Raw genomic sequence first — 26,829 nt, forward strand, 5'->3', positions numbered from 1 at the left:
CGCCCACGCCGGCGCCACCCACCGCCGCACCGCCCCAACCTGCCGAGCCACCGCCCGGCCGGCCGGTCGAAGCCCCGCCCCCGCCGCCACCGGCGCCGCCCCGACCGACGCCGTCTCCGCCGGCGGCAGCGCCGCCCGTCGCCACACCGGTCACACCACCGCCGCAGCTCCCCCCGCCGCCAATTGCAACGCCGCCGCAACGGACGGCGCCGCCCGCCATCGCGGCCTTGCCGATGCCGCCGCCCTCGCCGCCCGCACCGCCACCGGAGGCGCCACGTCCACCACTCGACCTCACCGATCGTCCGCCGGTTCGGCTGGGGGAGGCCGACCCGTCACGCCCCGGGGCGCCGCGCCGGGGCCTCGACCTGCGGCCGGGGGCGAACCTGCCCGGCCCCGGCGATGTCGAGAACCTGCGCGTGCGCGGCGCCGAGGCCGGCCCCGACTGGCGCAACGCCTTGCGCGCCTGGCTGGACCGCACGCTGCGCTACCCGCGCGAGGCGGCGGAGCTCGGCGAGCAGGGACCGGTTACGGTGCGCATCACCACCGGCGCGGACGGGCGCGTGCGCAGTGTCGAACTGCGCACGCCGTCGCGCTCGATCTTCCTCAACCACTATTCGCAGGCGGTCTTCCGCGGCGCCGCGCTGCCGCCCTTCCCGCCCGGCACGGCGGAGCAGCAGGTCACGATCGACCTGACCATCCACTACATCCTGCACCGGCGCTGAGACTCGTTTCGGGAAGGCGCCGAACGGCACATGCCCGACGCCGCCACCGGCCCCGCGCCGCGCCATCCGGCAACGCTGTCGCGGGGACGGGGTGCGGGCCGGTGCAGGACTTCCGCAACGGTCTCTAGAGCAGAGCCCGATCAGGTGGAATCACCTGATCGGGTAAAGATGCTCGTGAAAGCAAGAGCTTAGAGCGGTTGCCGTGACCCAAGGCGAACGGAAACCGCTCTAAGCCGCTTCGCGGCAGAGCCCGAGCAGGAGTTCGGCGAGGCCCGGCTCCGAAACCAGCGCCGCGGCCTCCAGCGGGGGCAGCCAGCGCTTGCGGCGCTGGCCGCGTTCCGGCCAGTCGGTCGCCCGCGCCTCGACCTCGAGGGTGAAGACCTCCACCTGACAGACGGCACGGCGGCCGTCCGGCAGCCGCTTTCGGTAGCTGTAGGCGCCGATCGGCTGTTCCGCCGTGCGGCCGAGCAGTCCGGCTTCCTCGAAGGCCTCGCGCGCCGCCAGCGCGTGGGGCGCGACGCCGGCCTCCGCCCAGCCCTTGGGGATCACCCAGCGGCCACGGCCGCGGGTCGTGATCAGCAGGACGTGAAGCACCCCGTCGCGCTCGCGGATGGGCAATGCCGCGCATTGGCGGCGCCGCTCGCGGCCCCAGGCCGGCCCGATACTCCTGACCACGCGGAACTCCCCTGTTCTGCGGCCGCGACTCGGCGGCGCGAGCAGAATCGCAGGAAGTGGATTCCGCCGTCCACCGTGCCGGCGCACGGGTGGCCCGCTCGGCAGCCGGCGGCGACGGAGCGGTCTCCGTTCGCCTCGGCGCAAGGGCGGCCGCGTCGGTCCCTCGCCGTCACGAGCATCCTCACGGGACCGGGAGGGGGACGCCCGATCGGGATCTGCTCCGGGCGGTCAGGGCCAGGGCCGGGAGCATCGCGGCGAAGTGTTCAGGCGTGCCCGATCTCGCCGAAGGCTTCGCGGTTGGTGGCACGCACCACCGCGGCGAAGAGCCGCAGGGCGTCCGGGCCGCCGCGATCGAGCAGGGCGCCGTCCTCCATCTCCCGCGCCAGGATCTCGGCGTGGCCGGCGAGGGTTTCGGCGGCGCGGCGCAGCGCCTCCCGCGACAGGGTAAGTTGCACGTCGTCGCTCAGCAGATTCCAGTCGGCAGGCCGCATGGTGTTTCCATCCGGATCATCGCCGTCCTGGCGCGGTTTCGGCATCGGGGGGCGCCGCGGGCCGATCATGCCCGCGCGCCGGTTAACGACCCATGACGACGCCTGCGTCGTGCCGGCCGGTCGGGCGGGGCGCCGGACCTCGCCGCCGCGGCCTCACTTGCCCGCCGGCGCCGGCTTGGCCGGCGCGGTGGGTTTCGGCACCGGCGGGCGCGGCGGCGTCGAGGGGCCGGAGATGACGTCGAAATCGTATTCGGTGCGCTGCATGGCGGGCCTTCTTCTGGCTGGGGCCGCCGGCGCTCTGGAGGTCTTGCGGGAGGCGGGACGTCAGTGTCCCGGAACGCGAAAGCCGCCGGAGCGTGGCGGCTTTCGGGAGGAATGATCGCGAGGCGTTCCCCTAGGCCGCTGGTGGATACCAGCGGTACCAAAATCGTGCGGCGGGGCTGCCGGTCGTGATCATGTATTCATGCTATGCGCACGCCGGCCCGGACGCAATGCCCTCCTGGCCCCCCGCCCTGGCCGGGGCGGATCGGCACGCGGCGGCGCAGGCCCCTGCGCGGGCGCCGGTATCGCGCCGCAGGTCGCGGCTCCGCTCCGTCCGGGGCGGACTGGCATCCGGCTTGCTGGGCCTTTGCGCCGGCCGGTGCGTCCGATAGCCTCGCCCGCCAGACATCACTGCCGGGGCCGTCGCGGCCCCCAGCAAGGAGAACATCGCGATGCGTCGCCGCAATCTGCTCGGGACCACCGGCCTTCTCCTGGCCGCGCCCGCCGCCCTGCGCGCCCAGTCCCTGCCCAAGATCACCATCGGCATGTCCGGCTGGACCGGCTTCGCGCCGCTCACGCTGGCCGAGCAGGCCGGCATCTTCCGCGCCAACGGCGTCGAAGTGGAGACGAAGTTCGTGCCGCAGCGGGAACGCAACCTGGCGCTCGTCGCCGGCGCGCTGAACTGCGTGGTGACCACCGTGGACACCATGATCCTGTGGGCGAGCTCGGCGCCGCTCGTGCAGGTGCTGGTGCTCGACCGCTCCCGCGGCGGGGACGGCATCGGCGTGCGGCCGGCGATCAACACCTGGGCCGACCTCAGGGGCAAGACGGTGGCGGTCGATGGCGCCGGCACCACGCCCTATTTCGTGCTTGCCTACATGATGCGCGAGAACGGCATGTCGATCCGCGACGTGACCACCGCGACGCTCGCCCCGCAGCCCGCCGCGCAGGCCTTCGTCGCCGGTCAGTTCGACGCCTGCTCGACCTATGAGCCCTATCTCTCCCAGGTGCGCGCCATGGGCGCCGACAAGGGCAAGATCCTGGCGACGACGCTGGACTACCCCTGCGTGGTGGACACGCTCGCCTTCCAGCCGGCCTTCATCCAGGCCAACCCGGAAGCGGTGCGTCGCGTCGTGAAGTCCTGGTTCGACGCGCTGGCGATGATCGCGCGCGAGCCCGACCGCTCCTTCGAGATCATGGGCCGCCGCGTCAACCAGACCGCCGAGCAGTTCAAGGCCAGCGCGCAGTTCATCGAATGGCTCGACCAGGCGAAGAACAAGGACTACGTCGCGGCCGGCCTGCCGGAATTCATGCGCAAGGCGCACACCGTGCAGCGCGAGACCGGCGTGGTGCGCCAGGACGTGAACCTCGGGCCGCTGCTCAACACGTCCTTCCTGGGGTGAGATGAAGCCTCTCGTTCCCGTCTCGACCGGCGCCCGGGTGATCCTGGGCGTCGGTTTCTTCGTGCTGTTCGTCGCCGGCTGGGGCGCGGTGACCTGGTCCGGCTGGGTGCCGCCGCTCTTCCTGGCCAGTCCGGGGCGGACGCTGCTGGCGGGCTGGTCGCTGCTGACCGAGTTCGGCTTCGCCGGCGACATCGGCATCACCATCTTCCGCGTGGTCGGCGGCTTCCTCATCGCCGCGGCCATCGGCGTGCCGCTCGGGCTGATGATGGGCGCCTTCAAGCCGGTCGAGGCCTTCTTCGAGCCCTTCATCTCCTTCGCGCGCTACCTGCCGGCCTCGGCCTTCATCCCGCTGCTCATCCTGTGGGCGGGGGTGGGGGAGGCGCAGAAGCTCTCCGTCATCTTCATCGGGTCGTTCTTCCAGATCGTCATCATGGTCGCGGTGATCGCCGGCGCGACGCGGATCGACCTGGTGGAGGCGGCCTACACGCTCGGCGCGCGGTCGCGCGGCATCGTGCGGCGGGTGATCATCCCCTCGGCCGCGCCGCAGGTGATGGAGACGCTGCGCCTCGTGCTCGGCTGGGCCTGGACCTACGTGATCGTGGCCGAGCTGATCGGCGCCACCTCGGGCATCGGCCACATGATCATGGACAGCCAGCGGCTGCTCGACACCGGGCAGATGATCTTCGGCATCGTGGTGATCGGCGTGATCGGGCTGGTGACGGACTTCCTGTTCAAGGCACTGAACCGGAAGCTGTTCCCCTGGGCGGCGATCTGATGAGCAACAAGACCCTTCGCATCGCCGGCGTGACCCGTACCTTTCCCGGCCAGGGCCGCGCGGCGCCGACCCTCGCCTTGCAGCCCACGAACCTGACAGTGGAGCCAGGCGAGTTCGTCGCCATCCTCGGCCCCTCGGGCTGCGGGAAGTCGACCCTGCTGCGCATCGTCGCGGGGCTCGACCGCCCCACGGCCGGGCAGGTGACGCTGGACGACGCGCCTGTCGTCGCCCCCGGTCCCGACCGCGGCATGGTGTTCCAGTCCTACACGCTGTTCCCCTGGCTGACCGTTGCGCAGAACATCCGCTTCGGCCTCGCCGAGCGCGGCATGCCGGAAGCGCAGCAGCAGACCGTCGCGGAGAAGTTCATCGCCCGCACCGGCCTCCGGGGCTTCGAGAACCACTGGCCGCGCCAGCTCTCCGGCGGCATGCAGCAGCGCACCGCCCTCGCCCGCGCGCTCGCCAACGATCCCGAGATCCTGCTGCTCGACGAGCCCTTCGGCGCGCTCGACCACCAGACGCGCGAACTCATGCAGGAACTGCTCCTCGAGATCTGGGAAGCGGACCGCAAGACCGTGCTCTTCGTCACCCACGACATCGACGAGGCGATCTTCCTCGCGAACCGCGTCGTGGTGATGTCTGCCCGCCCGGGCCGCATCAAGGCGGAGGTGCCGGTCCCCCTGCCCTATCCGCGCGACTGGACGATGAAGACGGCGCCGGACTTCGCCGCCCTCAAGGCCCGGCTGATGGCCGAGATCCGGGACGAGGTGCGCAAGGCCGCCACCGTCGCCTGATCCCCTCCGCACACGGCTTCTCCCTGTGCGCGGAGCGTGTCGCGCTCCGGGTCGGCTCGGCGGCCGAGCAGCGGACGGCGCCGCCGGCACCGCGCGGTGCGGCATCATGCTTCGCCGACCCGGCATGGGCGCCCGATGACGACCCGGCGGGGGCGCGCTACATCCGCGCCGATGTCGCCCCCCATTCCCACCACCATTCCCCGTGTCGCCGTCGTCACCGGCGGGGCGAAGCGGCTCGGCCGCGCCATGGCGATCGCCCTGGCCGAGGCCGGCTTCGACCTCGCCATCCACTACTCGGCCAGCGCCGCCGAGGCCGAGGCCGTCGCCGGGGAGATCCGCGGCCGCGGCCGCCAGGCGGTGGCGCTACGCGCCGAGCTGACGCGGGAGGAGGACGTCGCCCGCCTCCTGCCCGAGGCCGCGGCCGCCCTCGGCCCCGTCGGCGTGCTGATCAACAACGCCTCGACCTTCGTGCGCGACGAATGGCACGACGTCACGCGCGCGAGCTGGGACCTGCACATCGAGCCCAACCTCCGCGCGCCCTTCGTGCTGGCGCAGGCCTTCGCCCGCGCACTGCCCAAGGGTTGCGAAGGCGTGGTGGTGAACATGCTCGATCAGCGCGTCTGGTCGCTGACGCCGCACTTCGTCTCCTACACCGTCTCGAAGGCAGGTCTGTGGACGCTGACGCAGTCGCTCGCCCTCGCGCTGGCACCTCGCATCCGCGTGAACGCGATAGGACCCGGCCCGGCGCTGCCCAGCCCGCGGCAGTCGCAGGAGCAGTTCGACCGTCAGGCGCTGTCGGTGCCGCTGCGCCACGGTACCTCCCCGGAGGAGGTGGCGCGCGCACTGCTCGCCATTCTCTCCCTGCCCTCGATGACCGGGCAGATGATTGCGCTCGACGGCGGGCAGCATCTGCAATGGTCGCCGAGCCACGGCACGGAGCCCGAGGAATGACCTTCGCCCCGGATGCCGCGCGCGGCCTGCGCCACGTCTTCGTCCGCGGCCTGACGGTGCAGGCGCGCCTCGGCGTGTACGCACATGAGGAACTTCGCCCGCAGCGTGTGGTCATCGGCATCGATCTCGCGGTGCGCGACGAGGCGGCGCCGGGCGCGGAGGGCGTGGACGAGCTCTCCCGGGTGGTGGACTACGGCCTCGTCGCCGCGACGGCGCGGCGCATTGCCTCTGCCGGACATGTGCGACTCGCCGAGACCCTGGCTGAAAGGATCGCGCTGGCGCTGCTTGGGGACGACCGGATCACCGCGGTACGCGTCTCGGTGGAAAAGCCCGACGTCCTGCCTGACGTGACCAGTGTCGGCGTTGTCGTTGAAAGGACGCGATTTTGAAACAAGCGGTGATGAATTTTGTCCACCGCGCCGAGCGGCGGCGATCCCGCAATCTCTCGGTCAAGCGAAAAATGGGTCTTGACCCATGCATTCGCGGGCACGCGAATACTTCTTACAATGAAAACAATGGCTTAGAAGATTTCTACGAGATCGCGCAAATCGGCGGCAAATCGTCGAAACCGTCCTGTAACCTGCCACTGCGAACCATGACGCAGGCTTCGCCCACAGAGTTGTCCACAGGAATCGTGGACAAGACGGGTCGATTGCCCCCGGTTCCGTCGCCGTGACGAGTTCCGAAGCCTCTCCGGCGCCGCAGGACGGATTGCACGTCATCGAGGCGGCGCTGGCAACCTTGCCGCTCGCGCCGGGCGTGTATCGCATGCTCGATGCGAAGGGGGATGCGCTCTACGTCGGCAAGGCGCGCTCGCTGCGCAGGCGCGTCACCGCCTACACCCAGGTCTCGCGGCTGTCGGAACGGCTGCGGCGCATGGTGTTCGAGACCCGTAGCCTGGAGATCGTCACCACCGGCTCCGAGGCCGAGGCGCTGCTGCTCGAGGCCAACCTGATCAAGCGGCTGCGGCCGCGCTTCAACATCGTCCTGCGCGACGACAAATCCTATCCATGGCTCGTCATCACCGACGAGCACCCCTATCCCCAGATCGCCAAGCACCGCGGGGAACGGCGCAAGGGCGCCTCCTACTACGGCCCCTTCGCCTCGGCCTGGGCGGTCAACCAGACCATCACGGCGCTGCAACGCGTCTTCCTGCTGCGGTCCTGCCGCGACACGGTGTTCGACAGCCGCACGCGCCCCTGCCTGCTGTTCCAGATCAAGCGCTGCTCGGCACCCTGCGTGCACCGCATCAGCCACGAGGCCTATGGCGAACTGGTACGGGAGGCGAAGGAATTCCTTTCCGGCGGCACGCCCTCGATCCAGAAGCGCCTCGCGGCGGAAATGGAGGACGCGGCCGGGAAGCTCGAATTCGAGCGCGCGGCCGCGCTGCGCGACCGCATCCGCGGCCTGACGCATGTCCAGGGAAAGGACAGGGTGAACCTGGAAGCGGTCGGCGATGCCGACGTCATCGCGCTGCACCAGGCGGCCGGCCAGTCCTGCGTGCAGGTCTTCTTCTTCCGCGGCGGGCGCAACAACGGCAACCGCCCCTATTTCCTGAGCCACGCCAAGCAGGACCAGTCGCCGGAGGAGGTGATGGGCACCTTCCTCGCGCAGCTCTACGACGACCTGCCGCCGCCGCCGCTGGTGCTGCTCTCCCACGAACCGCCCGAGGCGGCGCTGATCGCCGAGGCGCTCTCGCTCAAGGCCGGGCGCAAGGTGGAGCTCCATCGCCCGCAGCGGGGCGAGAAGAAGGAGGCGGTCGACCACGCCGCGACCAATGCGCGGGAGGCGCTGGAACGCCGCCTCGCGGAAGGCACCGCCCAGGCGCAGTTGCTGGACGGCGTGGCGAGCCTCTTTGGCCTGCCTGCCCCGCCGGAGCGCATCGAGATCTACGACAACAGCCACATCCAGGGCGCCAACCCCTACGGTGTCATGGTGGTCGCCGGTCCTTCCGGCTTCATGAAGCAGGCGTACAGGAAGTTCTCGATCAAGGCGGCGCCGGGCAATGACGACTTCGCCATGATGCGGGAGGTCTTCGAGCGGCGCTTCGGCCGCGCGCTGCGGGAAGATCCCGGCCGCGAGGCCGACACCTGGCCCGACCTGGTGCTGATCGACGGCGGCGCCGGGCAGCTTTCCGCCGCCCAGGCGGTGATGACGGAGCTCGGCGTGGAGGACGTGCCCCTGGTGGGCGTGGCCAAGGGGCCGGACCGCGACGCCGGCCGCGAGTGGTTCCACATGGCGGGGCGGGAGCCTATCCAGCTCCCGCCGCGCGATCCCGTCCTCTACTACCTGCAGCGCCTCAGGGACGAGGCGCACCGCTTCGCCATCTCGGCCCACCGCGCCGGGCGGTCCAAGGCGCTGACGAAATCGGAGCTGGACGACATCCCCGGCGTCGGCACGGCGATCAAGCGGCGGCTGCTCAATCATTTCGGCTCCGCGCGCGGCGTGCGGCAGGCCGGGCTCGCGGATCTCGAAGCCTGCCCGGGCATCGGCCCTGCCGTGGCGCGGCGCATCCACGAGCATTTCCATCCCGGCGCGGTGGCCCCGCGCGACGGGACGGGGTAAGCAGTCCGCGCACCATGCCGACCGACCTGCCCAACCTGCTGACGATCTCCCGCATCGCGGCCATCCCGGTGCTCGTGGCCTTCGCGGCGATCGGCGCGCCCTGGGCGGACATGGCGGCCTGCCTCGTCTTCTCGGTCGCCGGCGTCACCGACTACTTCGACGGCAAGATCGCGCGGGACCGCGGCGTGACCTCCTCCTTCGGCCGCATGCTGGATCCGATCGCCGACAAGCTGCTGGTGGGCGCGGCGCTGATGCTGCTGGTGGGGCTCGACCGGCTCTCGCATGCCGCGCTCTATCCCGCGATCGTGATCATGCTGCGGGAGATCATGGTCTCCGGCCTGCGCGAATACCTTGCGGAGCTGCGCGTCGGCCTGCCGGTGACGCGGCTGGCGAAGTGGAAGACCGGCTTCCAGATGGGTGCGCTCGGTACGCTGCTGGCCGGCGACACCGGCGCCTCGACGATCGGACTCAGGTTCCTGCCCGTCTCCATGATCGGGGAGGCCGGGCTCTGGGTGGCGGCCGCGCTCACCCTCGTCACCGGCTGGGACTACCTCCAGGCGGGGCTGCGCCACGCCGGGCAGCAGGATGCCCGACCACGCCCACCGAGGGCAGGAACGCCGGCGGCACGCCCTTGAGCAGCATGCCCGGCAGGCTCATCTTCACCTTCACGATGGCGGAGCGGAATCCGATGCGACGCGGAATTGGCGCCGGGGCAATGCTGCTGGCTCTGGCGGGATGCGGCCCGGACTGGCAGCCTTCCTGGGACATGTCGAGCCGGCCGGTCGTGACCGGCGACAGCCTGACCATTCGCCGGGTGACCGGCGAGGAACCGGCATTCGAGCCGTTGCGCAGCGAAGGCATCGAGCAACTGCGCCTGAGCGCCGGCGCGCTGCAATCCGCGCGCCCGGCCTCGCCCGAGGCGGCGGTGACGCACGTGCCCGACTACCGCCCCGTGCCGCGCCCTGAAGTCGATGCGCAGACCACGCCGCCTGGCGCCTCTCAGCCGTCGTCGGGCACGCGGCGCGTGGGCAGTTCGACGCCGCCGCCCTCGGCATCCGTCCCGCCGCCGGTGCAGGTGCCGGCGCCAAGGCGCGCCGCCCCCCCGGTGCCCGAGCCGCCCGAGCGGGAGGAACCGCGCGTCGTCACCATCCCGGGCCAGCCGCCGGCCGTCACCACCGGCGGCACCGGCCGCGTCCAAGGCATCGTCCAGCCGGGCAACCCGGCCGGCGGCGTCGCCATCCAGGATGGCGGCACCACCACCATCATCCAGCCGGGCGGGCGCGTGACGACCGTGCCCACCCCGCGCTAGTCGCCATGCGCGTCCTCTACTTCGCCTGGGTGCGGCAGAAGGTCGGGGTGGCCGAGGAAGAGGTCGCGCCACCGGCCGAGGTGCGCGACGTCGCCGCCCTGGTCCGCTGGCTGGCGGAACGTTCACCCGGGCACGCCGCCGCCTTTGCCGATCCGCGCCAGCTCCGCGCGGCGGTGAACCAGGATTTCGCAACACCCGACCACCCCATCGCCGCGAATGACGAGGTCGCCTTCTTCCCGCCTGTCACCGGGGGTTGAGATGGCCAAGGTGCTGGTTCAGGAAGCGCCCTTCGATGCAGGGGCCGAAACCGCCGCTCTGTCGGCCGGGCGCGCCGATGTGGGCGGCATCGCCAGCTTCCTCGGCATCTGCCGCGGTGATGACGGGCTCGCGGCGATGGTGCTCGAGCACTATCCCGGCATGACCGAGCGCGCGATCGCGCGCATCGCCGCGGAAGCCGAGCAGCGCTGGCCGCTGACCGGCTGCACCGTGATCCACCGCGTCGGCCGCATCCTGCCGGGAGAGCCCATCGTACTGGTGCTGACCGCCTCGGCCCATCGCGCGGCGGCGCTGGAATCCTGTGCCTTCCTGATCGACTGGCTGAAGACCAGGGCACCCTTCTGGAAGCGCGAGGAGTTCGCCGCCGGCACGCATCGCTGGGTCGAGGCGCGCGCCGAGGACGACGCGGCGGCCGCCCGCTGGGCCGCGCCGGACGCGTGACCCCCGCCCTTCGACTCGAGGCCGTGGTCATCCCCTGCCGCGATCTGCCGCGGCAGCGCGGCTTCTATGAACGCCTGCTGGAACGCCCGCCGGCCGAGGCCCGCGCCGGTTGGGTGCGCTTCGACCTCGGCGCGATGAGCCTGGCGCTGCGTGCGCGCGGCGATGCGCTGTTCACGCGCGAGGGCGAGCCGGGGGTGATGCTCGCCTTCCGGCTCGACACGCTCGATGAGCTGGAACGCTGGCATCGGCGGCTGCTGATGGCGAAGGTCGCGGTGCTCGAACCGCCGACGGCGCAAGCTTCCGGGGAACACACGCTGCACGCGGCGGACCCGGAGGGGAATGTGCTGTGCCTGTTTGCGGGCGGGTGATGCCACGGGAAGGTCGGGGGAGGGGAACCTCCCCCGATCCCCCTCCCTTTTCTGTCGGGGCGCTTCGCCTGCGGCGAAGCGCGAAGTTCCCAAGGAAGGAGGGGGGATTCGGGGGGAGTTCCCTCCCCCCGACCTTCTTCCGCCCGTGAAGACCCTCGGCGCCATCCTGCTCGGCGCCGCCCTGCTGGCCTGGCCGGCCTTCCTCAACCGCTACCCGCTCGTCTTCAGCGACACCGGCGGCTTCCTGCACCAGACGCTCGGCCCGCTGATGCTGTGGGACAAGCCGTGGATCTATGGCCCCTTCCTGCACACCTTCCACTGGCGCGTGACGCTGTGGGGGCCGCTGGTCGCGCAGGCGCTGATCGTCTCGCATCTGCTCTGGCTGACGCAGCGCGTGTTGCGAGGCGCGGCGCCCCCCATCGCCCATGTCGCCGTCTGCGCGGTGGCCGCGGCTCTGACCATCGCGCCCTTCACCGTCGCGCTGCTGATGCCGGATGTCTTCGCGCCGGTGGTGGTGCTGTCCCTGTCGCTGCTGAGCTTTGCGCGGTCGCGTCTGTCACGCGCGGAAGCGGCGTATCTCGGCGTGCTGGCGAGCCTCGCCGTCGCCTCGCACCTGGCACATCTGCCGCTCGCCTTGGCGATGGTGGCGCTGGCGCTGGCGGCCGACCTGCTGCGGCGCGGGCACGGCCTGCCCTGGGGCGCACCGCGCGCGGCGGCGCCGGTGGTGGCCGCGGTGGCGCTGCTGCTGGCGACGAACTGGGTGGGGCACGGGCGCGCGGCGCTCTCGCCGCATGGTGCCACCTTCATGCTCGCGCGCCTGCAGGCCGACGGGCCGGCGACCGAGGTGATCCGCGCGCGCTGCCCGGCGGCCGGCTGGTATCTCTGCGCCTTCGTCGACCGGCTGCCGATGGACGCCAACGACTTCCTCTGGGCGCCGGACAGCCCGGTGAACCGCGACGCGGCGGGACAGGCACGCTTCCTCGGCGGCGCGCTGATCTCGGCCGAGGCAGGCGAGATCGTCGCGGCGACCCTGCGTGCCCATCCGATCGAGGTCGCGCTCGCCATCCTGCGCAACACTGCGCGGCAGGTGACGACGACGGGCATCGGCGACACGCTGGGCGACGACCACCTCGCCACCGCGCTGCGCCCGCGCATCGCCGAGGGCTTCCCGGCGCGGGAACTCGCCGCCTACGACGCCGCGCTGCAACCGCGCGGGGAACTGCGCGCGGCAGTGCCGGCCTTTGGCCTTCTGCACCTTGCGGTGCTGCTGCTTTCCCTGCCGCTGCTGGCGCTGGCCGGCTTGCGGGCGGCACGCGCCGGGGATGCGCTGCGGCTGTGGTTGCTCGCCGCGCTGCTGGTCGGCGTGGTCGGCAATGCGGCGGCGACGGGGGGGCTGTCCGGCGTGCATGCGCGCTACCAGGCGCGGATCGCCTGGCTGTTGCCGGTGGGGGCGCTGCTGTTGCTGCTGCCCGCCGCGCCGCGCAGGGACACGCCGTGAAGGCACCGGCCGCGATCCTCGCCGGCGCGGCGCTGCTCGCCTGGCCGGCATTGCTCAACGGCTATCCGCTGGTCTTCATCGACAGCGTCTCCTACCTCGGCCACACGCTGTTTCCCGAGTGGCCCTGGGACAAGACGGCCGCCTACGGGCCTTTCCTGCACCTGTTCCACTGGGGCTGGTCGCTCTGGCCGGCGCTGGCGGCGCAGGTGCTGGTGGTCTCGCACCTGCTGTGGCTGGCGCAACGCGGGGCGCGAGGGGAAGCGACGGCAACGGCGCATCTGCTGCTCTGCGCCGGGCTCGCGGCACTCACCTCGGCCCCCTGGTTCGCGGCGACGCTGATGCCGGATGTCTTTGCCGCGCTGGCGCCGCTCTGCCTGCTGCTGCTGGGATTCGCGCGGGACCGCTTCTCCCGCGCCGAGGCGCTGTGGCTGACCCTGCTCGGCGGCTTCGCGGTGGCGGCGCATCTGTCGCACCTGCCGACGGCGCTGGCGATGGTCGTGCTCGTCGCCGTGCTGGCGCGCGGCATCATGGCGCCGCTGCGGGCGGCGGTTCCGATCGCGCTCGCCCTCGGCGCGCTGGTCGCGGCCAATGCCTGGGCCTTCGGCCGGCCGTCGCTGTCGCCGCACGGGGCAGTGTTCCTGCTCGCGCGGCTGCAGGCGGACGGGCCGGCCGCGGCGACGATCCGCGCGCATTGCCCGCAGGCCGGCTGGCATCTCTGCGGCTCCGCCCGCGACCTGCCGATGCCGAGCGACCATTTCCTCTGGAGCGCGGAGTCACCCGTCAACCGGCAGCGCAACGGGACGCCGATCGCGATGGGCGGCATGCGCCTCGCGCCCGAGGCGGCGGCGATCGTCGGGCGGACGGTCGCGGAACGTCCGGGCGAGGTCGCCGCGGCCATGGCGCGCAACACCGTCGAGCAACTCGGCATGACGTGGGTCGGGGACACGCTGGCAAGCACGCATCTCGCGGCCTCCGCCCGCCGCGCGGTCGCGGTGCTGCCGGCGGAGGAGCTCGCCGCCTTCGATGCGGCGGCGCAGATGCGAGGGGCATTGCCGGGCCTCGCCGAGCCCTTCCTCGCGCCGCATCTGCCGGTGCTGCTGCTGAGCCTGCCGCTGGCGGTCGTCGCGCTGCTGCTGGCCGCCTCGCGAGGGGACCGCGCGCGGCTGGGGCTGGTCGCGGGGCTGCTGCTGGCGGTGGTGGTGAACGCCTTCGCCACCGGCGCGCTTTCCGGCCCTGCCGCGCGTTATCAGGCGCGCATCGTCTGGCTGGTGCCGCTCGCGGCCGTGCTTGGCCTCGCGCCACGTTTCGGTGCGGGCCTCACCGACGACGAGAAGATCCGCGCCAGGATGGCCGCATGGCCGAATTCCTCCTCATCCTGCCTGTCTTCCTGATCGCCGGGCTCGTGAAGGGCGTCGCGGGCTTCGGCCTGCCGACGATCAGCATCGCGCTGCTCGCGCTGTTCCGCCCGCTGCCCGAGGCCATGGCGCTGATGCTGGTGCCCTCGCTCGCCACCAACGTGTGGCAGGCGTTGGCGGGCGGCACGCTGCGGCGGGTGGCGCCGCGCATCGGGATCTTCCTGATCTGCGCGGCGGGCGCGACCTATGCGGCGGCGGGGCAGCTCGCGCGGACCGATGCGCTCCTGCTCTCGGGCCTGCTGGGCGTGATCCTGGTGGCGTCCTCGGCGCTCGCGCTGACGGCGCCGCGGCTTCCGGCACCCTCGCCCGCCGCCGAACGCTGGCTGGGGCCACCGATGGGGGCGGTCTCGGGCGCGATCGCGGGGCTGACCGGGAGCTTCCTGGTCCCCGCCGCCCCGTGGTTGCAGGCCATCCGCCTGCCGCGCGAGGAATTCGTGCAGGGCTTCGGGCTCGGCGTTGTGCTGGTGAACGGGGCGCTCGCAGCGGCGCTGGCAGGCGGCGGGATGCTGCCGGCGGAACTGGGGCTCGCCTCGCTCGCCGGGCTGGCGCCGGCCTTCGCAGGGATGGAAGCCGGGCGGCGACTGCGGGTGCGGCTGGACGAGGCGGCGTTCCGCAAGGTCGTGCAGGTGGCGCTCGGACTGCTCGGGGCGTGGCTGGCAGTGCGGGCGTTCGGGGGGTGAAGGCCGGGGGGAAGGGAACTTCCCCCCGGACCCCCCAACCTTCTTTGCGACTTGGAGACTGACCTCCGAAATCAGTTCCCAAGTAACAAGGAAGGAAGGGGGCTCGGGGGAGGTTCTCCTCCCCCGACCTTCCTCAATCGATACTCAGATTGAGCCGCGCCACCATCCGCTGCTCATACGCCGCGCGTTCCCGCGCGAAGGCGGTGTACGCCGCCGGCCCGAGGTATTCGTCCGGCATTTCGTTGCGCACCATGTAGTCGCGCATCATCGGGCTTTCCTGCATCCGCTTGAAAGCCTGGTGGAGAAACTCGGTGATCTCCGGATCCATGCCCTTGGGGCCGACGATGCCATAGGGTGAGGTGACCACCATCCCGTAGCCGAGATCCTGGAGCGTCGGCACATCGGGGAAGCTGCGCAGCCTTTCGCGCGTCCAGACCGCGAGCAGGCGCATCTGCCCCGCCTCCACGCCTGGCTGCCAGGCGTTGGAATTGGCGATGACGTCGAGCTGGCGCGCCAGCAGGGCGGTGATGTTCTCGCTCGTCCCGCGATAGGGGACGTGGATCATCTGCACGCCCTCCTTCTCGCAGAGTTCCTCCATCGCGAGATGGTTGGAGGTTGCGATGCCCGAGGTGCCGTAGGTGAGCTGCCCCGGTCGCGCCCGCGCCGCCGCCCACATGTCGGCCAGCGTGTTCCAGCCCGATTGCGGGTGGACCACATGGCCGAAGACGAAGCCCGATTGCTGCATGATGTAGGTGAAGTCGTTCACCGGGTCCCAGGTCGGCCGCTTGGTCAGGAAGGGATGACGCAGGACCGAGAGATGGTGGTGCGCGATGGTGTAGCCATCCGGCCGCGTCTGGCCGACGAGCTGGATCGCCGCCCGCGTGCCGCGCGCGCCCGGCATGTTCTCGATGATCAGGCTCTGGCCGAACTCGCGCTGGAAGGTCTCGGCCTGCAGCCGCATGAAGCCGTCCAGCGTGCCGCCGGGCGCCCAGGGAATCAGGAAGCGCACCGGCCGGTTGGGAAAACGCCCCTGACCGAGCGAGGGGCGCGCGAGGGCGAAGGACGCCCCCGCGAGAAGAAGGGTGCGCCGCAGCGTCGCCATGCCCGCCCCCTCAGCCGTCGAGAGTGAGGTTGAGCCGGCGGACCATCGCCTTCTCGTATTCCACCCGCTCGGCGATGAAGGCGCGGTAGGTCTGCGTATCCATGTAGACGAGCGGCATGTCGAAGCGCGAGCGGACCTCGGCGTTCTCCGGCGTCATCAGCGCGGCCTTCATGACGTCGTGCAGCACGCGGACGATGCCTTCGTCCATGCCGCGCGGGCCGCTGACCCCGTAGGGCGAGGTGACGACGAGGTCGTAGCCGAGTTCCTTCAGCGTCGGCACGGTGGGGAAGCGCCGCACGCGCTCCGCCGTCCAGACCGAGAGGGCACGCATCTGGCCGGATTCGACGAAGGGCGCCCAGGTGCTGCTGTCGCAGACCATGTCCACCTGCCCGCCGATCACGGCGGTGACGGCTTCGTTGGAACCACGATAGGGGACGTGGGTAAGCTGGATGCCCTCCTTCTCCTGGATGGATTCCATCGCCAGGTGGTTCGTCGTGCCGATGCCGGAGGTGGTGTAGGTCAGCCGCCCGGGGTTGGCGCGGGCGAAGGCGATCATCTCCTGCCAGGTGCTGAAGCGGCTGTCGGCCTTGACCGCGGTGCCGAACAGCCAGCCGGTCATGCCCATGATGTGGGTGAAGTCGGCGACCGGGTCCCAGCCCGGGGTGCGCATCATCCAGGGCCGGCGCAGGACGGACAGATGCATCTGCGTCAGCGTGTGGCCATCGGGGCGCGCCTGCTGAGCGACGGAGAGCGGGCCGAGCGTGCCGCCGGCACCAGGCCGGTTCTGGACGACGACCGGCTGGCCGAGGGTGCGGCTCGCGATGTCCCCGATCGAGCGAAGCTGGACATCGGCAGAACCGCCGGCCGGCCAGGGCACCACGATCTGGATCGGCCGGTCGGGGAAGCGGCCCTGGGCACGGGCAAGACCAGGGGCGGCGAGGCCCGCGGCGCCGGCTGCCAGCAGCAGGCGGCGCGTGGGCGCGATTCGGGCGGTATCCCGGACGGGCATGCGAACGATCCTCTCCTTGCGGCAGCGCATCTGACGGCGCCGACCTGCCCGGCAGGATAAGCGCTTGACGCGGCGCGGCCCAAGGGGTTCTCCGCGCCTTGATCCGGCGCGCGGGGGGAGGCACCTTCCGCGCGCCTTTCCGAAGCCCACAGCCCAGGACGACCGCCCCATGCCCGAAACCTTCGACGTCATCGTGATCGGCGCCGGTCCCGGTGGCTATGTCTGCGCCATCCGCGCGGCGCAGCTCGGCATGAAGGTGGCCTGCGTCGAGAAGCGGGACACGCTGGGCGGCACCTGCCTCAACATCGGCTGCATCCCGTCCAAGGCGCTGCTGCATTCCTCGGAAGTCTTCGAGGAGACCGCGCACCACCTGGCCGACCACGGCATCGGCGTCGGGCAGGTTTCGCTGGACCTCGCGAAGATGCAGGCGCGCAAGGCCGATGTGGTCAAGGCCAACGTCAGCGGCGTCGAGTTCCTGTTCAAGAAGAACAAGATCACCTGGCTCAAGGGCGAGGGCCGCATCACCGCGCCGGGCGTGGTGCAGGTGAACGGCATGGACTACGCCGCGAAGCACATCGTCATCGCCACCGGCAGCGAGAGCATGCCGCTGAAGGGCGTGGAGGTGGACGAGAAGCGCATCGTCACCTCGACCGGCGCGCTGGAGCTGGAGAGCGTGCCGAAGCACCTCGTCGTCATCGGTGGCGGCGTGATCGGGCTGGAGCTCGGGTCGGTCTGGCGCCGCCTCGGCGCCGAGGTGACGGTGATCGAGTTCCTCGACGGCATCCTGCCCGGCAATGACGGCGAGGTGCGCAAGCAGTTCGAGCGCATCCTGACCAAGCAGGGCATGAAGGTCCGCCTGAAGTCGAAGGTGACCAGCGCGGTCGCCGACGCCACGGGCGTGACGCTGAAGGTGGAACCGGCGGCCGGCGGCGATGCGGAGGAACTTCGCGCCGATGTCGTGCTGCTCGCCATCGGCCGCCGTCCGTATCTGACCGGCCTCGGCCTCGATGCCGTGGGCGTGGCGCTGGACGAGCGCGGCCGCGTGAAGACCGACGCGCATTTCGCGACGAACGTGCCCGGGATCTATGCCATCGGCGATGCCATCGCCGGCGCGATGCTGGCGCACAAGGCCGAGGACGAGGGCTACGCGCTGGCCGAGATGCTCGCCGGCCAGAAGCCGCACGTGAACTACGACGCCATTCCGGGCGTGGTGTACACATGGCCGGAAGTGGCCTCGGTCGGTGCGACCGAGGAGACCCTGAAGGCCGCTGGCGTCGCCTACAAGGTCGGCAAGTTCCCCTTCATGGCGAATGGTCGTGCGCGCGCCATGGGCGCGACGGACGGGTTCGTGAAGGTCCTGTCGGACAAGGCGACCGACAAGGTGCTGGGCGCGCACATCATCGGGCCGGATGCCGGCACGCTGATCGCCGAGATCGCCATCGCCATCGAGTTCGGTGCATCTGCCGAGGACATCGGGCGCGTCAGCCACGCCCATCCCTCGCTGAACGAGGCGGTGAAGGAGGCGGCGCTGGCCGCCTGGAGCAAGCCGATTCACATCTGAACGATTGGAGGGGCGAGGCCCTTCCCCCGCCCGGTGCCAGGTGACGGTTTCCAAAGGCCCTTCGGCCTTTGGTGGGGAGGTTCGGAGGGGCAAGGCCCCTCCGGTCCCTCTCACTCCGGCGGCATCTCCGCCTCTCCCCCCTGCGCCAGCAATTCCGCGAGGATCGCGATGCCCTCGCGCATCGCCGGCAGGGCGGGCGAGGAAAATGCCAGCCTCACCCCGTTCGGCGCGTGCCCCGGCTGGGTGGTGAAGGCGCTCGATGCCGTCACCGCCACGCCGCGCCGCAGCGCCGCCGTGGCGAAGGCGTCCGACCGCCAGGCCTCGGGCAACTCCAGCCAGAGGTGATAGGCGCGCGGGTCCCCGCGCAGCGCGTGTGAGGCGAGCCCTTCCCGCAGCACGGCCTGGCGCGCCCTCGCATCCTGCCGCTTGCGCGCTTCCAGCGTCCCCAGGAGCCCGCTGTCCATCCACGCCGTCACGGCCGCCAGGCCGATCGGCGAGGCGTGCCACGCGCCGGCGCGGATCGCCGCCGCCGCGCGCCGCCGCAGCGTGGCGGAAGGCGCCACGACGAAGCCGCTGCTCAACCCAGGCGAAGCCCGCTTCGACATGCCGTCCACCAGCAGCACCCGATCCGGCGCCAGGGCGATCAGCGGCGGCAGCGGCGAATCGTCGAGGAAGCCGAAGACCGCGTCCTCGATCAGGGCGATTCCCTCGCGCGACGCGAGCGCCGCGAGGGCGCGGCGGCGCTCCTCCCCCATGGTTGCGCCGGTCGGGTTGTGGATGACGGGCTGCACATAGACGGCCTTGAGCGGCCCGGCGCGCATCGCCGCTTCCACCGCCTCGGGCAGAAGGCCCTCGGCGTCCATGGCGAGCGGCACGGGCACCAGCCCGAGGCGGGCCGACATGGCCTTCACCGCCGGGTAGGTCATGGCCTCGACACCGAGGCGTTCCCCGGCCGCGACGCAGGCCGCAATGGCGGCGCCGATCGCCTGGCGACCACCGCCGGCGAAGAGCAGGTGCTCCGGCGCCGGGGTCCAGCCGCCGCGGGCCAGATGGCGGGAGACGGCAGCCCTGGCCGCCGCGTGGCCCTGCGCCCCCACCGGCCGCATCGCCTCGGCGGCCCGCTCCGGCGACAGCGCCTCGCGCAGCACCGCGGCCAGGGCCTCCGCCTGGCCGGGGACGGTCGGGAAGTTGAACTCGAAATCAACCAGATCGGCCCGGCCGGGCTCGGCGAGCGGCGGCGGCGCCAGTCCGGCGCGCACATAGGTGCCGCGCCCGACCTCCCCCGCCACCAGCCCACGGCGACCGAGCTCGGCATAGACCCGGCTGGCGGTGGAGACGGCGATGCCGTGCTCATAGGCGAAGCGCCGCACCGGCTCGAGCCGCGCGCCCGGGCGCAGCCGCCCCGTGCCGATCTCCTCCGCCAGCGCATCCGCCAGGCGTCTGTAGTCCGTCTCGCCCATATTGATCTCAGGACAATATCTCGATTGATCCGAGACATTGTCTCGCACACTCTCCGCCCCGCTGTCGCCTGTCCTGTCCCGGAGACGCCATCGTGCCTGTCCTTTCCCCCGAAGCCCTCGCCGCCCAGGGCGTGGAAGCCCGCGCCACCTACGCCCGCCTCGCCGCCGCCGGGCTGAAGCTCGACATGACGCGGGGCAAGCCCTCGCCCGAGCAGCTCGACCTTGCCGAGGGCATGCTCGCCCTGCCGGGCAACCGCGACCACCTGACGGAAAGCGGCGAGGATGCCCGCAACTACGGCGGCCTGCAGGGCCTGCCGGAGGCGCGGCGGCTGTTCGGCGCCATGCTCGGCGTGCCGCCCGAGCTGCTGGTGGTGAACGAGAATTCCAGCCTGGCCGTCATGCATGACTGCATCGTCTGGGCGCTGCTCAAGGGCGTGCCGGGCTCGGCCGCGCCCTGGGTGGGCCAGGACGTCGCCTTCCTCTGCCCGGTGCCGGGCTACGACCGGCATTTCGGCTTCTGCGAAGGCTTCGGCATCCGCCTGATTCCGGTTGCGATGCGCGAGGACGGGCCGGACATGGAGGAAGTCGAGCGCCTGGCCGCCGACCCTGCGGTCAGGGGCATGTGGTGCGTGCCGACCTATTCCAACCCGACCGGTGCGACCTATTCCGAGGCCACCGCCCGCCGGCTCGCCGCCATGCGCACCGGCGCATCGGATTTCCGGCTGTTCTGGGACAATGCCTACGCCGTCCACCACCTGACGGAAAACCGTCCGGCGCCGCACGACATCCTCGGCCTTTGCGCCGAGGCGGGGAACCCGGACCGCGCCTTCATCTTCGCCTCGACCTCGAAGATCACACTGGCCGGGGCGGGGCTCGCCTTCTTCGCGGGGTCCAAGGCCAATGTCGCCTGGTATCTCGAACAGGCCGGGCGGCGGACGATCGGGCCGGACAAGCTGAACCAGCTCCGCCACACCCGCTTCCTGCGCGACCTCGACGGCATCCACCGCCACATGGAGGCGCATCGCCGCCTGATCGCCCCGAAATTCGAGGCGGTGCTGGAAGCGCTGGACCAGCGCCTCGGCGGCCTCGGCCTGGCGCGGTGGACGGAGCCGGAAGGCGGCTACTTCATCACCGTCGAGATGCTGCGGGGCTCCGCGAAGCGGGTGGTGGAACTCGCCCGCGGCCTCGGCATCGCGCTGACGCCGGCGGGTTCGACCTCCCCCCACGGCAAGGACCCGACGGACAGCATCCTGCGCCTCGCGCCGACCTATCCGTCCCTCGCCGAGGTGCGCGCGGCGGCCGAGGGGATCGCCCTGTGCATCCATCTTGCAGCCCTGGAGGCCGACGGGCTGGAAAGGGCCGCGTAGCCGCCGGGCTGGCGGCGGGGCGGCCGATTGCACCGGCCGCCCCCCGAGCCCATCTCCCGCCCCATGGTCATCCTGCGCCCCTCCCTGCCGCGCAAATGCCTCGGCTGGACCTTGCTCGTGCTCGGCGTGCTCGGGCTGGTGCTGCCCTTCCTGCAGGGGTTCCTCTTCCTCGCCCTCGGCGTCTTCGTGCTGCGCGACCAGCATATCTGGGCGGCGCAGCGCTGGGGCTGGGTGCAGCAGCGCTGGCCGCAGCATATCGCGCGGATCGAGGAGATCGAGGCCGGCTTGTGCCGCCGCATGGCCGGCGCGGCCGAGCGGGTGCGGCGCCTGTTCATCCGCGCATGACGTCGGCCAGCCTTTCGGCTGAGGCGGAGCAAGAGTCCGTTTGAAGAGTCCGGCACCGGCCCGCAGCCGCGACACCAGCACTGCACGCGATGCCGTTCGCCCTGCCGATGAGAGGTCATCAGCAATGCTCGGCGGGATCACCTGTTCACCGGAAAGGCCGGACCCGCCGTGAACGAAAGCAGCCCCCGTGAGGACACGATCTCCGCTGGCTGATGCTGTTACCGCCCGAAGTCCGGGCTTCGCGTACGACGACCCGACCAGCCCCGCGCGCCATGCGACTGAGCCTCGCCGATGACCTCGTCGGCCGGGCGCCTCGGCATGCCCCCCTGGCCCTCCGCGCGGCGCGCGCGTAAGCAGCGACTCATGCATCGTCTCTGGCTCTTCCTCGGCGCCATCGCCGGCCTCGTCGTCGTCGCCCTCGCGGCCTGGGCGGCCCATGGCACGCCCGCAGGGTTCGACGGCGTGCAGCGCCGCGCGGTGGACAGCGCGCTGATGGTCCAGGGTTGGCACGCGCTGGCCATGCTCGCCGCCGGGCTGATGGCCGAGCGCGGGCGCTGGCTCGCGCATCTCGCCGGCGCCGCCTTCGCGATCGGCACGGCCATGTTCTGCACCGCGGTGTGGTGGAACGCGCTGGGCCACCCTTCCCTCGGGCCGGTCGCGCCCACGGGCGGCACGCTGCTGATGGTCGGCTGGGCGCTGCTGGCGGTTTCGGCGCTGAAGCGGTGATCCGCAGCGCCTACCTGGCCGCGGAGGGATTCGAATCCGACCTCGCCGAGGATCTCCGCCGCGGCGGCACACGGATCGCCGCCTGGCACGGGCGGCTCGCGCTGTCCCCCGCTGCGCCGGTCGCCGCACCCTGGGCGCTCGATATCTGGACCGACCCGCGGGAGATCCCGGTTCCCTCGGTGAAGGCCGGCGCCGACGCGCTGCGCGCGATCCAGCGCAACTGGTCGCACCTGCCGCTGCTGCACCATCGCCGCTCCGCCCTGATCGCCGAGCGCCTGCCGCCGGTGAAGGCGCGCCCGCTGGTCTTCCCCGAGCCGGCCCCGACCGCGCATCTCGGCGCCTGGACGCTGCTGGCGCCTGACCGGATGCTGGCCAGCCCCACCAAGACCAGCCCCTTCGTGAACGGGGAACTCCGTTTCGCCGAGGATCGCGAAGGCCCGCCCTCGCGCGCCTACCTCAAGCTGTGGGAGGCGCTGACGCGGATCGGCCGGCATCCGGGGCCGGGGGAGACCTGCCTTGACCTCGGCGCTTCCCCGGGCGGCTGGACCTGGGCGCTGGCGCGGCTCGGCGCGCAGGTGACAGCGGTGGACAAGGCGCCGCTCGATCCCGCCATTGCCGCCATGCCCGGCGTTTCCTGCCGGCAGGAGAGCGCCTTCGGCCTCGACCCCCGGCAGGAAGTGCCGGTCGACTGGCTGTTCTCGGACATCATCTGCTACCCGGCCCGGCTGCTGACGCTGGTGAGCCGCTGGATGGAAGCGGGAGCGGCACGGAACTTCGTCTGCACGCTGAAATTCCAGGGCGACACCGACCACGAGACCGCCGCGACCTTCGCGGCCATACCGGGAGCCCAGGTTTTCCATGGGTTTCACAACAAGCACGAGCTGACCTTCGCGCTTCTGGCGTGACACGGGGGGGAGAAGCGAACTTCTCCCCCCGTACCCCCCTCAACCTTCTTTGGCACCTGGGGACTGACCTCCGATGTCAGTTCCCAGGTGCCAAAGAAGGGAGGGGGATCGGGGGAGGTTCCCCTCTCCCGACCTTCTGGCACGCCCCCTGCAATGCGTCCTCCGCCCCAGGACGGGGTCGCCCGGCAGAAGGACGGGTGCATGACCATCACGGAGTTCGCAGCCATGCAGATCATCCCGGAGAGAACACCTACCGCCCCCCAGGCGATCCGGGCCTTCCGCATGCAGAGCCAGCAGGACGCGGCTCGGCTTCAGGCTGCAGGCGGCATCCAGGAGTTTGCCGCCACGCTGCAAACAGTGCAGCAGCGCCCCGCCAACATGGCGGGGCCGGGAACACCCACGGGCAATACGCTCGCCGCCCTGCTCCAGCGGCTGGATACCGACCAGGATGGACGGATCACGCCGCTGGAGTTGCGGGCTGCCACGGACCGGCAGCGGCCGCCTGAGGCCGCCATAGCGCCGCGCGAAAGCTGACGGAACGATTCCCTCGCGGCCCGTTCTGGCCTACCTGATGGCGCATGGACGTCATGCCGGCATTCCGGAATCGCGCCTCGCGCCGGGAGGGTGCCATCGCGATCGCGCGCCGGGTGATGCGCGCCGCCGCATCCGACCGCATTTCCCTGACCGCCGCGGGCTGCGCCTTCTACGCCATGCTGGCGCTGTTTCCCGGCATCTTCCTGCTGGTGCTGGTCTACGGCCTGGTCTTCGACAAGGCGACGGTCGAGCCGCAACTGGAAGTGTTGCGCGAACTGGTGCCGGAGGAGACCTTCGAGCTCATCGCCGCGCGGCTGCACGACCTGGTCACGGCGCCGCGGCCGCGACTGGAGTGGGGCGCCATCGTCTCCGGCGTCGTCGCGATCTGGTCGGCCTCGGCCGGCACGCGGGCGATGATCGGCGCGCTGAACATGGCGCATGACGTCACCGAGCAGCGCGGCTTCTTCCACTACCACCTGCTGGCGATCGGCATCACGCTGTCGATCACCCTGGCGGCAACGCTGGCGATCGCGTCCCTGGTCGCGCTGCCGGGGGTGGCGGCGCTGCTCGGCCTGCCCGCCCCGCATGCCTGGGCGCTGCGCGGCATGTCGATGAGCACGCTGCTCGGCCTGGTTTTCATCGGCCTGGTGGTGGTCTACCGGCTCGGGCCTTCGGGGGAGCATCCCGGCCTGACCTGGACCCTGCCGGGGGCGGTGGTGGCGACGCTGCTCTGGGCGGCCGCCTCGGCGGCCTTCTCGCTCTATGTCTCCAACTACGCGACCTACGACCTGATGTACGGGCCGCTCGGCGCGACGGTCGGCCTGCTGATGTGGTTCTGGGTCAGTGTCTACGTCGTGCTGCTCGGGGCGGAACTGAACGTCGCGCTGATGAAGGTGGTCGCCTCGACGGAAGGCTGAACGGCGGGCAGGATCGCGGGCGGAGGGAACCGCCCATGACGACGCCGATCATCCGGGACGTGCGCGTGCGCGCGGTGGATGCGCCACTCGACCCACCGCTGCGCAACAGCCTGAACACCATTCCCCGCGCGCCGCTGGTGATCCTGGAGGTGAGGACCGAGGATGGCGCGGTCGGCACGTCCTATGTCTTCCCCTACACGCCGGCGGCTCTCGGACCGACCGCGGCACTGGCGAGGAGCCTTGGCGCCGGGCTCGCCGGCCGGAAGCTGGCGCCGGCGACGATCTGGCGGGAACTGCACGATGCCGGCCGCATCCTCGGCACCGAGGGGCTGGTGCAGATCGCGCTCTCGGCGCTCGACATGGCGATGTGGGATGCGCTGGCGGTCCTTGCCGGCGTGCCGCTCTGCGAACTGCTGGGGGCGGAGGCGCGGCCGGTGCCGATCTATGCGTCCCTGCGCGGCTGGGGCGCGGCGATGCTGGCGGAGGAAGCCGGACGCGCGGTCGCGACGCTCGGCGCCAGGGCGGTGAAGTTCAAGCTCGGGCAGGCGCGGCTGGAGGACGACCTCGACACGGTGCGCGCCGTGCGCGGCGCGGTCGGCGATGGCGTCGGGATCCTGGTCGACTACAACCAGGCACTGACCCTGCCCGAGGCCGAGCGCCGCGGCCGCGCGCTGGAAGCACTGGACGTCCGCTGGCTCGAAGAACCGCTGCCGGCGCAGGACGATGCCGGGCTGGCCGAGCTCGCGCGGCGGCTGTCGATCCCGGTCCAGGGCGGCGAGAACTGGTGGGGTCCGGCCGGGATGCACCGCGCGCTGATGGCGGGGGCGGTGGACCTCTGCATGCCGGATGCGATGAAGATCGGCGGCGTTACGGGATGGCTGCGCGCGGCGGCGCTGGCGGCGGCGCACCGCGTGCCGATGTCCTCCCACATCTTCGTCGAGGCGAGCGTGCACCTGATGAACGCGACGCCGACGGCGCATCTGCTGGAACACCTCGACGTGGCCGCGCCGCTGCTGGTGGAGCCGGTCGCGGTGAAGGGCGGCATGGCCCTGGTGCCGGATCGGCCGGGAATGGGCATTGTTTGGGACGAGGCGGCGCTCGCGAAGCACGCCGCGGATGTGTGAGGAGACCGGAATGCGCGCAGCCTTCGTCGATGCCAACGCCTCCCTCGCCGACGTCATGCGGCGCCTGCACCGCGCCGACGACCTCCCGGTGGCGATCCACGAGGACCCCGACATCACGCCCGAGGCGCTGCCCGCGCTGCTGAAGGGCGTGCAGATCGCGATCGACGACCACACGCATTTCCCGGTCGATGTCGTGAAGCGCTGTCCCGAGCTGAAGCACATCGTCTTCCTCGGCACCGGGGCGCGGTCCTACATGGACCCCGAGGCGCTGGAGGCCGAGTGCGGCGTCAAGGTCCACATCATCAAGGGCTACGGCGACACCGCGGTGGCCGAGATGGCCTTCGCGCTGATGTGGGCCGCCGCGCGCGGCATCGGGCTGATGCACCACGCCATCGTCGGTGGCGGCTGGCCGCGCACGGACGGGATGCAGCTCACGGGCAAGACCGTCGGCATCATCGGCTTCGGCGGCATCGGGGCGGAGATGGCGCGGCTCTGCGCCGGTGCAGGGATGAAGGTCCTGGCCTGGAACCGCTCGCCGAAGACGCATCCCGGCGTCACCTTCACCGACATCGACACGCTGCTGTCCGAAAGCCACGTGGTCAGCCTGCACCTGCTGCTGAACGACGAGACGCGCGGCTTCCTGAACGCGGAGCGCCTGGCGCGCATGCGGCCCGGCGCGCTGTTCGTGAACACCGCGCGCGGAGCGATCGTGGACGAGGCGGCGCTGACCGAGGCGCTGAAGGCGGGCCGCATCGGAGCGGCGGGCCTCGACGTCTTCATCCAGGAACCGCTGCCGGCCGGGCATCCGCTGGCCGCGCTGCCGAACGTGGTGCTGGCCTCCCATTCCGCCTTCCGCACGCCGGAGGCGACGGACAACCTGATCGAGGCCTCGCTGGAGCATTGCCGGCGCATCCTGCGCGAAGGGGCATAGCCTCGTCGCGCGCCCGAACCACCCTTGAGAGGGGCGACGAGGAAGGATACTTCCGCCGCGCAGGCAGCGGCATGCCAGCCGCCTGCAGCGCCGACGAACAACACTGCCCGCCTGGCGGAATGGTAGACGCAGCGGACTTAAAATCCGCAATCCGCAAGGATGTGCCGGTTCGAGTCCGGCGGCGGGCACCAGCTTCTCGACGGCCTGCATGGCCGAAGGATGCTGGG

Annotated in this window: 29 protein-coding genes and 1 tRNA gene; 25 read left to right on the plus strand and 5 right to left on the minus strand. The window is 71.5% G+C overall.

Annotation, left to right across the window (positions count from 1 at the left end; all coding sequences use genetic code 11):
* Nucleotides 1-233: 233 nt before the first annotated feature.
* Nucleotides 234-722, plus strand: a complete 489-nt coding sequence (locus GXW74_RS25760) for an energy transducer TonB (protein WP_211849525.1) — start codon at nucleotides 234-236, stop codon at nucleotides 720-722.
* Between the two features lie 228 nt (nucleotides 723-950).
* On the opposite strand, the gene GXW74_RS25765 is transcribed toward GXW74_RS25760, so the two are convergent.
* Nucleotides 951-1,397 carry an NUDIX hydrolase gene (locus GXW74_RS25765; protein ID WP_338148338.1) on the minus strand — a complete coding sequence of 149 codons (447 nt, stop codon included), beginning with the start codon at nucleotides 1,395-1,397 and terminating at the stop codon, nucleotides 951-953.
* A gap of 263 nt (nucleotides 1,398-1,660) precedes the next feature.
* On the minus strand, nucleotides 1,661-1,888 hold the full coding sequence (locus GXW74_RS25770; protein ID WP_211849527.1) for a hypothetical protein: 228 nt from the start codon (nucleotides 1,886-1,888) through the stop codon (nucleotides 1,661-1,663).
* Between the two features lie 713 nt (nucleotides 1,889-2,601).
* Here GXW74_RS25770 and GXW74_RS25775 point away from each other — a divergent pair.
* The 14 genes from GXW74_RS25775 to GXW74_RS25840 all read left to right on the plus strand — a co-directional run bounded on the left by GXW74_RS25775 (nucleotide 2,602) and on the right by GXW74_RS25840 (nucleotide 14,621).
* A complete protein-coding gene (locus GXW74_RS25775; RefSeq protein WP_211849529.1) occupies nucleotides 2,602-3,552 on the plus strand; it encodes an ABC transporter substrate-binding protein in 951 nt (316 codons plus the stop codon).
* 1 nt (nucleotide 3,553) lies between these two features.
* A complete protein-coding gene (locus GXW74_RS25780) occupies nucleotides 3,554-4,327 on the plus strand; it encodes an ABC transporter permease (RefSeq protein ID WP_211849531.1) in 774 nt (257 codons plus the stop codon).
* The gene (locus tag GXW74_RS25785; RefSeq protein WP_211849533.1) at nucleotides 4,327-5,118 is read left to right on the plus strand and encodes an ABC transporter ATP-binding protein; all 792 of its coding nucleotides are present in this window, start codon (nucleotides 4,327-4,329) and stop codon (nucleotides 5,116-5,118) included. Before GXW74_RS25780 ends, GXW74_RS25785 begins: the two co-directional genes overlap by 1 nt.
* 171 nt (nucleotides 5,119-5,289) lie before the next feature.
* The gene (locus GXW74_RS25790; RefSeq protein ID WP_211849535.1) at nucleotides 5,290-6,069 is read left to right on the plus strand and encodes an SDR family oxidoreductase; all 780 of its coding nucleotides are present in this window, start codon (nucleotides 5,290-5,292) and stop codon (nucleotides 6,067-6,069) included.
* Nucleotides 6,066-6,458 (plus strand): dihydroneopterin aldolase, encoded by a 393-nt coding sequence (locus GXW74_RS25795; protein WP_246524150.1) that lies wholly within the window; start codon nucleotides 6,066-6,068, stop codon nucleotides 6,456-6,458. Before GXW74_RS25790 ends, GXW74_RS25795 begins: the two co-directional genes overlap by 4 nt.
* Nucleotides 6,459-6,741: 283 nt before the next feature.
* Nucleotides 6,742-8,634 (plus strand): excinuclease ABC subunit UvrC, encoded by a 1,893-nt coding sequence (uvrC, locus tag GXW74_RS25800; RefSeq protein ID WP_211849539.1) that lies wholly within the window; start codon nucleotides 6,742-6,744, stop codon nucleotides 8,632-8,634.
* A 14-nt stretch (nucleotides 8,635-8,648) separates the two neighbouring features.
* A complete protein-coding gene (gene pgsA / locus GXW74_RS25805; protein WP_211849541.1) occupies nucleotides 8,649-9,269 on the plus strand; it encodes a CDP-diacylglycerol--glycerol-3-phosphate 3-phosphatidyltransferase in 621 nt (206 codons plus the stop codon).
* A 5-nt stretch (nucleotides 9,270-9,274) separates the two neighbouring features.
* On the plus strand, nucleotides 9,275-9,943 hold the full coding sequence (locus tag GXW74_RS25810; RefSeq protein WP_211849543.1) for a hypothetical protein: 669 nt from the start codon (nucleotides 9,275-9,277) through the stop codon (nucleotides 9,941-9,943).
* A gap of 5 nt (nucleotides 9,944-9,948) precedes the next feature.
* Entirely contained in the window at nucleotides 9,949-10,200 is a 252-nt protein-coding gene (gene moaD / locus GXW74_RS25815) for a molybdopterin converting factor subunit 1 (protein ID WP_211849545.1), read from the plus strand.
* Nucleotide 10,201: 1 nt separating this feature from the next.
* Nucleotides 10,202-10,660, plus strand: coding sequence for a molybdenum cofactor biosynthesis protein MoaE (locus tag GXW74_RS25820; RefSeq protein ID WP_211849547.1), 459 nt, complete (start codon nucleotides 10,202-10,204; stop codon nucleotides 10,658-10,660).
* Nucleotides 10,657-11,028 (plus strand): VOC family protein, encoded by a 372-nt coding sequence (locus GXW74_RS25825; RefSeq protein ID WP_211849549.1) that lies wholly within the window; start codon nucleotides 10,657-10,659, stop codon nucleotides 11,026-11,028. The genes GXW74_RS25820 and GXW74_RS25825 overlap by 4 nt, the downstream gene beginning before the upstream one ends.
* A gap of 145 nt (nucleotides 11,029-11,173) precedes the next feature.
* Nucleotides 11,174-12,526 carry a hypothetical protein gene (locus tag GXW74_RS25830; protein ID WP_338148339.1) on the plus strand — a complete coding sequence of 451 codons (1,353 nt, stop codon included), beginning with the start codon at nucleotides 11,174-11,176 and terminating at the stop codon, nucleotides 12,524-12,526.
* Entirely contained in the window at nucleotides 12,523-13,917 is a 1,395-nt protein-coding gene (locus GXW74_RS25835) for a hypothetical protein (protein WP_211849551.1), read from the plus strand. Before GXW74_RS25830 ends, GXW74_RS25835 begins: the two co-directional genes overlap by 4 nt.
* Nucleotides 13,881-14,621: a sulfite exporter TauE/SafE family protein gene (locus tag GXW74_RS25840; RefSeq protein ID WP_211849552.1), complete on the plus strand. Its 741-nt coding sequence runs from the start codon at nucleotides 13,881-13,883 to the stop codon at nucleotides 14,619-14,621. The genes GXW74_RS25835 and GXW74_RS25840 overlap by 37 nt, the downstream gene beginning before the upstream one ends.
* A gap of 133 nt (nucleotides 14,622-14,754) precedes the next feature.
* On the opposite strand, the gene GXW74_RS25845 is transcribed toward GXW74_RS25840, so the two are convergent.
* Both GXW74_RS25845 and GXW74_RS25850 read right to left on the minus strand, forming a co-directional pair.
* A complete protein-coding gene (locus GXW74_RS25845) occupies nucleotides 14,755-15,723 on the minus strand; it encodes a Bug family tripartite tricarboxylate transporter substrate binding protein (protein WP_211849554.1) in 969 nt (322 codons plus the stop codon).
* 10 nt (nucleotides 15,724-15,733) lie between these two features.
* Entirely contained in the window at nucleotides 15,734-16,732 is a 999-nt protein-coding gene (locus GXW74_RS25850; RefSeq protein ID WP_211849556.1) for a tripartite tricarboxylate transporter substrate binding protein, read from the minus strand.
* Nucleotides 16,733-16,901: 169 nt separating this feature from the next.
* Here GXW74_RS25850 and lpdA point away from each other — a divergent pair, with 169 nt between their 5' ends.
* Nucleotides 16,902-18,293, plus strand: coding sequence for a dihydrolipoyl dehydrogenase (gene lpdA, locus GXW74_RS25855; protein ID WP_211849558.1), 1,392 nt, complete (start codon nucleotides 16,902-16,904; stop codon nucleotides 18,291-18,293).
* A gap of 110 nt (nucleotides 18,294-18,403) precedes the next feature.
* On the opposite strand, the gene GXW74_RS25860 is transcribed toward lpdA, so the two are convergent.
* Entirely contained in the window at nucleotides 18,404-19,753 is a 1,350-nt protein-coding gene (locus GXW74_RS25860; RefSeq protein WP_211849560.1) for an aminotransferase-like domain-containing protein, read from the minus strand.
* A gap of 92 nt (nucleotides 19,754-19,845) precedes the next feature.
* On the opposite strand from GXW74_RS25860, the gene GXW74_RS25865 reads away from it, so the two are divergent.
* From GXW74_RS25865 to GXW74_RS25905, 9 genes are all read left to right on the plus strand, one after another.
* Nucleotides 19,846-21,120 (plus strand): aminotransferase class I/II-fold pyridoxal phosphate-dependent enzyme, encoded by a 1,275-nt coding sequence (locus GXW74_RS25865; RefSeq protein ID WP_338148340.1) that lies wholly within the window; start codon nucleotides 19,846-19,848, stop codon nucleotides 21,118-21,120.
* 63 nt (nucleotides 21,121-21,183) lie between these two features.
* The gene (locus GXW74_RS25870; RefSeq protein ID WP_211849563.1) at nucleotides 21,184-21,465 is read left to right on the plus strand and encodes a PGPGW domain-containing protein; all 282 of its coding nucleotides are present in this window, start codon (nucleotides 21,184-21,186) and stop codon (nucleotides 21,463-21,465) included.
* A gap of 363 nt (nucleotides 21,466-21,828) precedes the next feature.
* On the plus strand, nucleotides 21,829-22,191 hold the full coding sequence (locus GXW74_RS25875; RefSeq protein ID WP_211849565.1) for a DUF423 domain-containing protein: 363 nt from the start codon (nucleotides 21,829-21,831) through the stop codon (nucleotides 22,189-22,191).
* Nucleotides 22,188-23,096 (plus strand): SAM-dependent methyltransferase, encoded by a 909-nt coding sequence (locus GXW74_RS25880; protein ID WP_211849567.1) that lies wholly within the window; start codon nucleotides 22,188-22,190, stop codon nucleotides 23,094-23,096. The genes GXW74_RS25875 and GXW74_RS25880 overlap by 4 nt, the downstream gene beginning before the upstream one ends.
* A 201-nt stretch (nucleotides 23,097-23,297) precedes the next feature.
* Complete coding sequence (locus GXW74_RS25885; protein WP_211849569.1) at nucleotides 23,298-23,630, plus strand: EF-hand domain-containing protein; 333 nt, start codon at nucleotides 23,298-23,300, stop codon at nucleotides 23,628-23,630.
* Nucleotides 23,631-23,683: 53 nt separating this feature from the next.
* A complete protein-coding gene (locus GXW74_RS25890; RefSeq protein ID WP_211849571.1) occupies nucleotides 23,684-24,547 on the plus strand; it encodes a YihY/virulence factor BrkB family protein in 864 nt (287 codons plus the stop codon).
* A 35-nt stretch (nucleotides 24,548-24,582) separates the two neighbouring features.
* Complete coding sequence (locus tag GXW74_RS25895; protein WP_211849573.1) at nucleotides 24,583-25,671, plus strand: enolase C-terminal domain-like protein; 1,089 nt, start codon at nucleotides 24,583-24,585, stop codon at nucleotides 25,669-25,671.
* 10 nt (nucleotides 25,672-25,681) lie between these two features.
* On the plus strand, nucleotides 25,682-26,602 hold the full coding sequence (locus GXW74_RS25900) for an NAD(P)-dependent oxidoreductase (protein ID WP_211849575.1): 921 nt from the start codon (nucleotides 25,682-25,684) through the stop codon (nucleotides 26,600-26,602).
* Between the two features lie 105 nt (nucleotides 26,603-26,707).
* Nucleotides 26,708-26,793, plus strand: a tRNA-Leu gene (locus GXW74_RS25905).
* Nucleotides 26,794-26,829: the final 36 nt, after the last annotated feature.

This window comes from Neoroseomonas eburnea (assembly GCF_018129005.1).
Lineage (GTDB): Bacteria > Pseudomonadota > Alphaproteobacteria > Acetobacterales > Acetobacteraceae > Neoroseomonas > Neoroseomonas eburnea.

Bases quoted from the DNA above. Each gene is read 5' to 3' on its own strand.
- GXW74_RS25780 (WP_211849531.1), top strand. From the start codon at position 3,554: ATGAAGCCTCTCGTTCCCGTCTCGACCGGCGCCCGGGTGATCCTGGGC.
- GXW74_RS25820 (WP_211849547.1), top strand. From the start codon at position 10,202: ATGGCCAAGGTGCTGGTTCAGGAAGCGCCCTTCGATGCAGGGGCCGAA.
- GXW74_RS25885 (WP_211849569.1), top strand. From the start codon at position 23,298: ATGACCATCACGGAGTTCGCAGCCATGCAGATCATCCCGGAGAGAACA.
- GXW74_RS25840 (WP_211849552.1), top strand. From the start codon at position 13,881: ATGGCCGAATTCCTCCTCATCCTGCCTGTCTTCCTGATCGCCGGGCTC.
- GXW74_RS25770 (WP_211849527.1), bottom strand. From the start codon at position 1,888: ATGCGGCCTGCCGACTGGAATCTGCTGAGCGACGACGTGCAACTTACC.
- moaD (WP_211849545.1), top strand. From the start codon at position 9,949: ATGCGCGTCCTCTACTTCGCCTGGGTGCGGCAGAAGGTCGGGGTGGCC.
- GXW74_RS25785 (WP_211849533.1), top strand. From the start codon at position 4,327: ATGAGCAACAAGACCCTTCGCATCGCCGGCGTGACCCGTACCTTTCCC.
- pgsA (WP_211849541.1), top strand. From the start codon at position 8,649: ATGCCGACCGACCTGCCCAACCTGCTGACGATCTCCCGCATCGCGGCC.
- lpdA (WP_211849558.1), top strand. From the start codon at position 16,902: ATGCCCGAAACCTTCGACGTCATCGTGATCGGCGCCGGTCCCGGTGGC.
- GXW74_RS25900 (WP_211849575.1), top strand. From the start codon at position 25,682: ATGCGCGCAGCCTTCGTCGATGCCAACGCCTCCCTCGCCGACGTCATG.
- GXW74_RS25890 (WP_211849571.1), top strand. From the start codon at position 23,684: ATGCCGGCATTCCGGAATCGCGCCTCGCGCCGGGAGGGTGCCATCGCG.
- GXW74_RS25810 (WP_211849543.1), top strand. From the start codon at position 9,275: ATGCCCGGCAGGCTCATCTTCACCTTCACGATGGCGGAGCGGAATCCG.
- GXW74_RS25795 (WP_246524150.1), top strand. From the start codon at position 6,066: ATGACCTTCGCCCCGGATGCCGCGCGCGGCCTGCGCCACGTCTTCGTC.
- GXW74_RS25760 (WP_211849525.1), top strand. From the start codon at position 234: ATGCCGCCGCCCTCGCCGCCCGCACCGCCACCGGAGGCGCCACGTCCA.
- GXW74_RS25870 (WP_211849563.1), top strand. From the start codon at position 21,184: ATGGTCATCCTGCGCCCCTCCCTGCCGCGCAAATGCCTCGGCTGGACC.
- GXW74_RS25775 (WP_211849529.1), top strand. From the start codon at position 2,602: ATGCGTCGCCGCAATCTGCTCGGGACCACCGGCCTTCTCCTGGCCGCG.
- GXW74_RS25845 (WP_211849554.1), bottom strand. From the start codon at position 15,723: ATGGCGACGCTGCGGCGCACCCTTCTTCTCGCGGGGGCGTCCTTCGCC.
- GXW74_RS25860 (WP_211849560.1), bottom strand. From the start codon at position 19,753: ATGGGCGAGACGGACTACAGACGCCTGGCGGATGCGCTGGCGGAGGAG.
- GXW74_RS25850 (WP_211849556.1), bottom strand. From the start codon at position 16,732: ATGCCCGTCCGGGATACCGCCCGAATCGCGCCCACGCGCCGCCTGCTG.
- GXW74_RS25895 (WP_211849573.1), top strand. From the start codon at position 24,583: ATGACGACGCCGATCATCCGGGACGTGCGCGTGCGCGCGGTGGATGCG.
- GXW74_RS25790 (WP_211849535.1), top strand. From the start codon at position 5,290: ATGTCGCCCCCCATTCCCACCACCATTCCCCGTGTCGCCGTCGTCACC.
- GXW74_RS25875 (WP_211849565.1), top strand. From the start codon at position 21,829: ATGCATCGTCTCTGGCTCTTCCTCGGCGCCATCGCCGGCCTCGTCGTC.